This window comes from Anaerophaga thermohalophila DSM 12881 (genome assembly GCF_000191885.1).
GTDB lineage: Bacteria > Bacteroidota > Bacteroidia > Bacteroidales > Marinilabiliaceae > Anaerophaga > Anaerophaga thermohalophila.
On the sequence record NZ_AEWI01000152.1, the window covers coordinates 1 to 7,710 of the forward strand.

The 7,710-nt window shown below is 41.2% G+C and carries 4 protein-coding genes; 2 read left to right on the forward strand and 2 right to left on the reverse strand.

The features are described from left to right. Positions 1-355: 355 nt before the first annotated feature. Positions 356-1,498: an endo-1,4-beta-xylanase gene (locus ATH1_RS0117380; protein ID WP_010424740.1), complete on the reverse strand. Its 1,143-nt coding sequence runs from the start codon at positions 1,496-1,498 to the stop codon at positions 356-358. A 20-nt stretch (positions 1,499-1,518) separates the two neighbouring features. Beyond that, on the reverse strand, positions 1,519-3,003 hold the full coding sequence (locus ATH1_RS0117385) for an MFS transporter (RefSeq protein ID WP_010424742.1): 1,485 nt from the start codon (positions 3,001-3,003) through the stop codon (positions 1,519-1,521). A gap of 941 nt (positions 3,004-3,944) precedes the next feature. Here ATH1_RS0117385 and gap point away from each other — a divergent pair. Further along, the gene (gene gap / locus ATH1_RS0117390; RefSeq protein WP_010424744.1) at positions 3,945-4,958 is read left to right on the forward strand and encodes a type I glyceraldehyde-3-phosphate dehydrogenase; all 1,014 of its coding nucleotides are present in this window, start codon (positions 3,945-3,947) and stop codon (positions 4,956-4,958) included. Between the two features lie 318 nt (positions 4,959-5,276). Then, positions 5,277-7,541, forward strand: coding sequence for an aconitate hydratase (locus ATH1_RS0117400; RefSeq protein WP_010424749.1), 2,265 nt, complete (start codon positions 5,277-5,279; stop codon positions 7,539-7,541). Positions 7,542-7,710 lie beyond the last annotated feature (169 nt).

The following is a 7,710-nucleotide window of genomic DNA, read 5'->3' on the forward strand; positions in this document are numbered from 1 at the left end:
AAACGAAGAATCTAAAAAAAGCAAACATATTAAAATGTGATTTTTATTGATGTCAATAAAAATAATTTGTGTTCATCTGTTTCATCTGTAGTGAATTCTCAACCTCAACTTAACCTCAACCTTAGCTGTTTGTCATTCTGAGCGGAGCGAAGAATCTAAAATCAATTAAAGCATAATAAATTGCATCAGACCAATAACTTAGACTAATTTTATACTGATGAAACGAGCATGGCAAAGTTTGCCACAACAAGAATATGTATAAATTCTTGCATGCGAGTTCCATCAGACCTTAAAAATAAATTTTATACGGATAAAAGGATGTATACACCTTTTACGGGTTAACTGAAAACGAACACTAATCCATTTCAGCAGCCATTTTCAGTATTTCATCCACACCTTCTTTCATCTGATAATTTCTGTCAAACAGCAAAGGATAGTCGGTTCGTCCTTCAATGGGCCAGTCATTTCTCCAGGATACTCCGTCATGGACACCCCAGAACGTAACTCTTGAAATATTCTCGTGATGTCGGAGAAACATTTCAAAATACGCTGTATATCGATTCATCATTTCCCGGAAAACCGAGTCAGGAAGGCTTTCCGCATAAGGATCGTATTCCTTAGATAATTCATAATCCAAAGAAATATCGGCGGTTACCTCCTCCGACGGCCAGGGCAGAACTGTCATGTCCAACTCGGTAATCATAAGATCAAGGCCAAGAGAGGAAAGCTTTTCAATGGATTCCTCCATCTCAGAAACTTCAGGGGCATCAATATTAACGTGTCCCTGCAGCCCAATTCCGTCAATTTTGATTCCTTTCTCAATAAAATTGCTAACCATCTTATAGATACCATCACATTTGGCACGGCCAGACACACCATAATCATTGTAATAGAGTTCAGCTCCCGGATCTGCTTCGTGTGCAAATTCAAATGCAAGTTCAACAAATTCAGGTCCTATAATTTTGTACCATTTGCTTTTGCGCCAAGAGCCGTCACTTTCAATGGCTTCATTCACCACATCCCATCCATCCACACGTCCTTTGTAACGGCTTACAATGGTTTGTATATGACTCTTCATCCTTTCAATAAGCACTTCGCGGGAAACATCATCACCATTTTCATCAACAAATATCCAGGGCGCTGTTTGTGAATGCCATACCAGGGTATGTCCCACGATATGCATGTCGTTAGCCTCTCCGAATTCTACAAATGCATCGGCATCATCCCAGTAGTATACATCCTCTTCGGGATGAATTCCTTCCATCTTCATGCAATTTTCTGCCACTATAGAATTAAAATGCTTCTTTACCAAGTCAATTGCTTTAGGCTCCTGTCCTGAAATCTGCCTGGCATTTAAGGCAACTCCTGTAAGGAATTTTCCTTTAAATGCTTCCTTAAAAGTACATGATTCCTGTTTTTGGGGGTTGTTGCAATTGGTCAGCAACAACAAAAGACCCAAAAGAGCGGTTCCGGTAATAATTTTTTTAATATAATTCATAGCCGGTTTAATAAAAATTACTATTCATTGCTTTTCTCTTTTTCTTTGTTACGCCGGGCCAGGAGGTCCTGTTCAATCCGAACTTCCATAGATTTATTTATTTCGTAGAAGAACAAGCTAACAACTCCTACCAGAAATGTCAGAGCAGGAAATACACTCATCGTTAGCTTAATACCCTGGATGGCAATATCGGGCTGGACGGTCAACTGCTCATTGTAGCCGAAAAGCGCAAGCAATCCGGCAAGGATAGCACCTCCAAGACTCATTCCTACCTTCAACCCGAAAGTCATGGCTGAAAAGACGATTCCGGTTGCCCGCCTGTTATTTTTCCATTCGGAATAGTCGGCAACATCGGCAATCATAGCCCAAAGCAAAGGAATGGTTAAACCGTAAGAAAAACCATGCAAAATTTGAAGCAGATAAACCCACCCGATGTCATAAGGCGACAGAAACAAAAACAAAAACTGAGTTATCATTGCCCCAATCAGTCCGACCATGAAAACATCACGTTTTCCGTATTTATCAGCGAGCGATTTCGAAATAGCAATACCCCCAAGCATCATTATAATACCAACCGCATTAAAAAGGCTGAATCCTGATGTAGCCGCCTCATTAGGCCAATGGAAACCAACAGCCCCCATATTCTCGAAGAACCTGTCAACGTTATTAATGAAACCGTTGAACCCGATATCGGTAAGAAAAGCAGAAAGATGGGCCTGACTCAGATAGTTTTCGAAATAATAGACATAAACACCACTTTTAAGAGCAAGGGTTATGAAAATAAAAGTGGTAAGAATCAACATTATAATCCAAGGTTTATTTTTAGCAAGGTCCTTAATATCCTGCTTCAAAGATGAGGTTTGTTCCTTAGACGGAACTATTCTTTCTTTGGTTGTAAGGAAAGTGATCAGGAAGAAAAGTACTCCGATACCGGCAAAAATACCAATTACGATCTCAAAGCCTGCAGCACGGTCGCCATCACCTAAAATAAATACCAAAGGAAGTAAAATAACCTGCACAACAAACTGAGCAATCATTACTCCGGTGAAGCGAAAGGAAGAGATACTGTTCCGGTCTGCCATATTACCAGTGATCACTCCGCTTAAAGCAGAATAAGGTAAATTGTTGGCAGCATATACAATAACCAAAAGAATGTAGGTTATCATAGCATAGGCTATCTTGCCTTCAGTACTGAAATCAGGTGTTGAAAAAGTAAGAATGGCGATAATTCCAAAAGGTACGGCAGTCCATAATATCCAGGGACGAAATTTCCCCCAACGTGTTTTTGTGCGATCGGCAATGATTCCCATAACGGGCGTAAATAAAGCACCGACCATTCCACCGGCAAATATGATAGCTGAAGCCGACGATGGCGGAATTTTGTACACATCGGTGTAGAAAAAAGCCAAAAATGTCATCAAAGTCTGGAAAATAAGATTGGCAGCAACGTCACCAAGGCTATAGCCAATTTTTTCCTTCAAGCTTATTCTTTCTGTGTTACTCATAACTTTATTTTTCTTAATATGAACCCAGTCTAAAAAGCATCTTTATTGCCAAACTCGTTGTTGTTTTAAATTTTTGAAACGAGCATGTCAAGATTTATCACAAAAATTGATGTATAAAATCAATCATGCGAGTTCCATCCGACCTTAAAAATAAATTTTATACGAAAGGAGCCTCATTAACAATAAGTTAAATCCGGTACAAAAATTTAAAACGCCTTGATTTTGACAAAAATATGCTTCTTATACTGCACTCATTTATTAAACAGAATATTAACTTTCTTTAAAGTAATTCAGCAAATTGTTTCAGTCTTTAGTCATCAATTAAACCACATTTTCACTCCGACAGGCTTAAGCTTTCAACCTCCTCAAAATTACAAAAAATTCAACTGTCATTTTCTGTTCTGTTTGTCAATATCAACATTTGGGTTGTCTCACTAACTAAAATGTAACAACCTGATAAACAAACTATAAAACAAACTAAATCAAAAAATTTACATCTTTTGAATAAAAAATTTCCACCATTTAAATAAATATTTCCACCAAAAAGATTGCGTAAAAGAGAATCAGAGTGATCTATATAAATGAGTATGGTCTAAAAAGCATCTTTGTTGCCAAACTCGTTGTTGTTTTAAATTTTGCATCCTCATTAACAACAAGTTAACTCCGGTACAAAATTTTAAAACGCCTTGATTTTGACAAAATATGCTTTTAATACTGCACTCATAAATTATCGCATCATGAAAACTTATAAAATTAACAGACTGGTTTCGTCTTAAAAAAAACGGAAAAGAAATTATTTCATCTCTTTAACCAGCCACAATGCTATTAACGTTTATTTAAGAATTTCAGCAGGTTATTTCTTGATGTTTTTGCTATGATTTCTTATTTTTGTACCTCGAAATCGAGAGATAAAATTAATATAACACTAAAAAAGCGATAATATGTCAAAAATTAAGATTGGTATTAACGGTTTTGGCCGGATTGGCCGTCTGGTATTCCGGGCTGCTCAGAACTTCGACAATGTACAGATTGTAGGAATCAACGATTTGATTGACGTTGACTACATGGCCTACATGCTCAAATACGACTCTACTCATGGTCGTTTCAAGGGTGATGTTGAAGTAAAAGACGGCAAACTCGTTGTTAACGGTAACGCCATCCGTGTCACTTCCGAAAAGAATCCCGCTGACCTGAAATGGGGCGAAGTAGGAGCTGAATACGTGGTTGAATCAACCGGTATTTTCCTGACCAAAGAAAAAGCACAGGGCCATATCGACGCAGGAGCAAAAAAAGTAATCATGTCAGCTCCTTCAAAGGATGACACCCCGATGTTTGTTATGGGTGTAAACCAGGACAAGTACAGTAAAGACATGAAGTTTGTTTCAAATGCTTCATGTACAACCAACTGTCTGGCACCTATCGCCAAAGTTCTGAACGATAAATTCGGTATTGTTGAAGGGTTGATGACCACCGTTCACGCAACTACTGCCACCCAAAAAACTGTTGACGGGCCTTCAATGAAAGACTGGCGCGGCGGACGTGGAGCCGGACAAAACATTATCCCCTCCTCTACAGGTGCTGCAAAAGCTGTAGGTAAAGTTATTCCCGAACTGAACGGCAAACTGACAGGCCTGGCATTCCGTATCCCAACTCCCGATGTGTCGGTAGTTGACCTGACCTGCCGCCTGGAAAAAGGTGCTTCATACGAAGACATTTGCAAAGCTATGAAGGAAGCCTCTGAAGGTGAACTGAAGGGAATTCTCGGGTATACTGAAGACGCCGTTGTTTCCAACGACTTTGTTGGCGACACCCGCACTTCTATTTTCGATGCAGGCGCCGGTATTGGCCTGAACGATAACTTCGTGAAAGTAATCAGCTGGTACGATAACGAGATGGGATATTCAACAAAGGTTGTTGAACTGATACGACACATGTACTCAGTAGATAATGCCTAATAGCGAACGATTGATTTCGTTATATCCATCAGCGCCTCCTTCTCTTTTGAAGGAGGCGTTTTTATTTGATGAAGTCCAACAATCAATCCTCAACAAAAACAGACTCTGTTTGTTAACAATAGGTGAAAGTTTTCATATTCCTTCAACATCTGTTTTGCTGCTTTCAAATCCCGAAATAACAGATAACAGGAATGGAATATATCCGGAGTCAGTTCTTTCACCCCGGAAACCGGAAATAAGAAAAACTGGCAAGTTTTCACTAAATTTGTCAATTTGCAACCAAAAGCACTTGATAAACTTACAAAAAAACACATAAATATGGCATTCGACATTGATATGATCAAAAGGGTCTACGGCGGAATGGACGAAAAAGTCAAGGCTGCCCGAACACTTCTGAAGAGACCGCTTACTTTAACAGAAAAAATTCTTTACAGTCATCTGGCAGATGGCCTTCCAAAGCAACCATTTGAACGGGGAAAATCCTATGTGAATTTTGCACCCGACCGGGTAGCCATGCAGGATGCCACAGCTCAGATGGCCCTTCTGCAATTTATGCAGGCAGGCAAAGATAAAGTAGCAGTACCCTCTACAGTACATGCCGACCACCTGATTCAGGCCAAAGTAGGTGCCAATGACGACCTGAAAACCGCCGAAGTGACCAATAAAGAAGTCTATGATTTTCTGAGTTCGGTCTGTAATAAATACGGACTAGGCTTCTGGAAGCCCGGTGCGGGAATTATCCACCAGGTAGTACTCGAAAATTACGCGTTTCCCGGCGGAATGATGATCGGCACCGACTCACACACGCCAAATGCCGGCGGGCTGGGAATGATTGCCGTTGGTGTTGGTGGTGCCGATGCCGTGGATGTTATGGCCGGTATGCCGTGGGAAGTTAAATTTCCAAAACTTATCGGGGTTAAACTGACCGGAAGACTTAACGGATGGACAGCCCCGAAAGATATAATTCTTAAAGTAGCAGGCCTCTTAACCGTAAAGGGCGGAACAGGATATATTCTGGAATATTTCGGTGAAGGAGCCCGGTCTCTCTCTGCAACCGGAAAAGGTACTATCGGCAACATGGGAGCCGAAATAGGTGCCACCACCTCAACTTTTGGTTTCGACGAAGCTATGGCGCGTTATCTGAGGGCAACAAAACGGGGCGATGTTGCTGATGAAGCCCTTAAAATAAAGGAACATCTGACAGGAGACCCTGAAACCTATGCCGATCCGGAAAAATACTTTGACCAGGTTATAGAAATCAACCTCAATGAACTTGAACCGCATCTCAACGGTCCGTTCACCCCTGATTTGGCGACTCCTATTTCGAAAGTACGTGAGGCGGCAAAGAAAAACGGTTGGCCCACCAAAGTAGAGTTCGGACTTATCGGTTCGTGTACCAACTCCTCATACGAGGACATTTCAAGAGCCGCATCCATTGCAAAACAGGCCGTGGAAAAGGGACTAAAGGCAAAGTCGGAATTTACCGTAACACCTGGTTCAGAACAGGTACGATACACCATTGAAAGAGACGGATATATTGACCTTTTCGAAAAAATGGGTGGAAAAGTTTTTGCCAACGCCTGCGGGCCATGTATCGGAATGTGGGCCCGCGAAGGCGCCGACAAACAGGAAAAAAATACCATTGTCCACTCTTTTAACCGTAATTTTGCCAAACGTGCAGACGGCAATCCCAACACGCATGCTTTCGTTGCTTCGCCCGAACTGGTCACAGCCATTGCCCTGTCAGGTGAACTGGGATTTAATCCACTCACTGATACACTAACCAATGACAAAGGCGAAGAAATTAAACTGAATCCCCCGACCGGATTCGAGTTGCCTCCAAAAGGATTCGATGTAAAAGATCCGGGTTATCAGGAACCAGCCAAAGACGGATCCCGGGTTGAGGTTGTTGTAAAACCCGACAGCCAACGTCTTCAACTTCTGAAGCCCTTTGAACCCTGGGATGGAAAAAACATTACAGGTGCCAAACTGCTCATCAAAGCCGAAGGAAAATGTACAACCGACCATATCTCTATGGCCGGTCCATGGTTGCGTTTTCGCGGACATCTCGATAACATATCCGACAACATGCTGATTGGTGCTGTTAACGCCTTCAACCATGAAACCAATAAGGTTAAAAATCAACTTACAGGTGAATACGGAAAAGTTCCCGATGTTCAAAGAGCATATAAAGCAAACGGGATTCCCACCGTAGTAGTTGGTGACCATAACTATGGAGAAGGTTCATCGCGTGAGCATGCAGCCATGGAACCACGTCACCTTGGTGTTAAAGCAGTTCTGGTCAAGAGTTTTGCACGGATACACGAAACGAACCTGAAAAAACAAGGAATGCTGGCGCTTACATTTGAAAATGAAGACGACTATGACAAAATCCGTGAAGATGACACATTCAACTTTATCGACCTGGAGAAGTTCGCCCCAGACAGGCCAATTACTATTGAAGTTGTTCATTCAGACGGCTCAAAAGATATCATAAAAACACTTCATACTTACAACGATCAACAGATTGCATGGTATAAGGCAGGTTCGGCGCTGAATTTGATCTCGAGAAAAAATTCATAAAAACAACCGGAAAGATAGTGTCTATCTGGTTATCTATAACGTTTGAACCTATTTGGTAAGCGGGTATTTGTTTAAAAATATGAGTGCAGTCTAAAAAGCCTTTTGACCCCTAAATCCCCTAAGGGGACTTTTTCAAACTGCTGATTTTTAGCAGTTCCCCTTTAAGGGT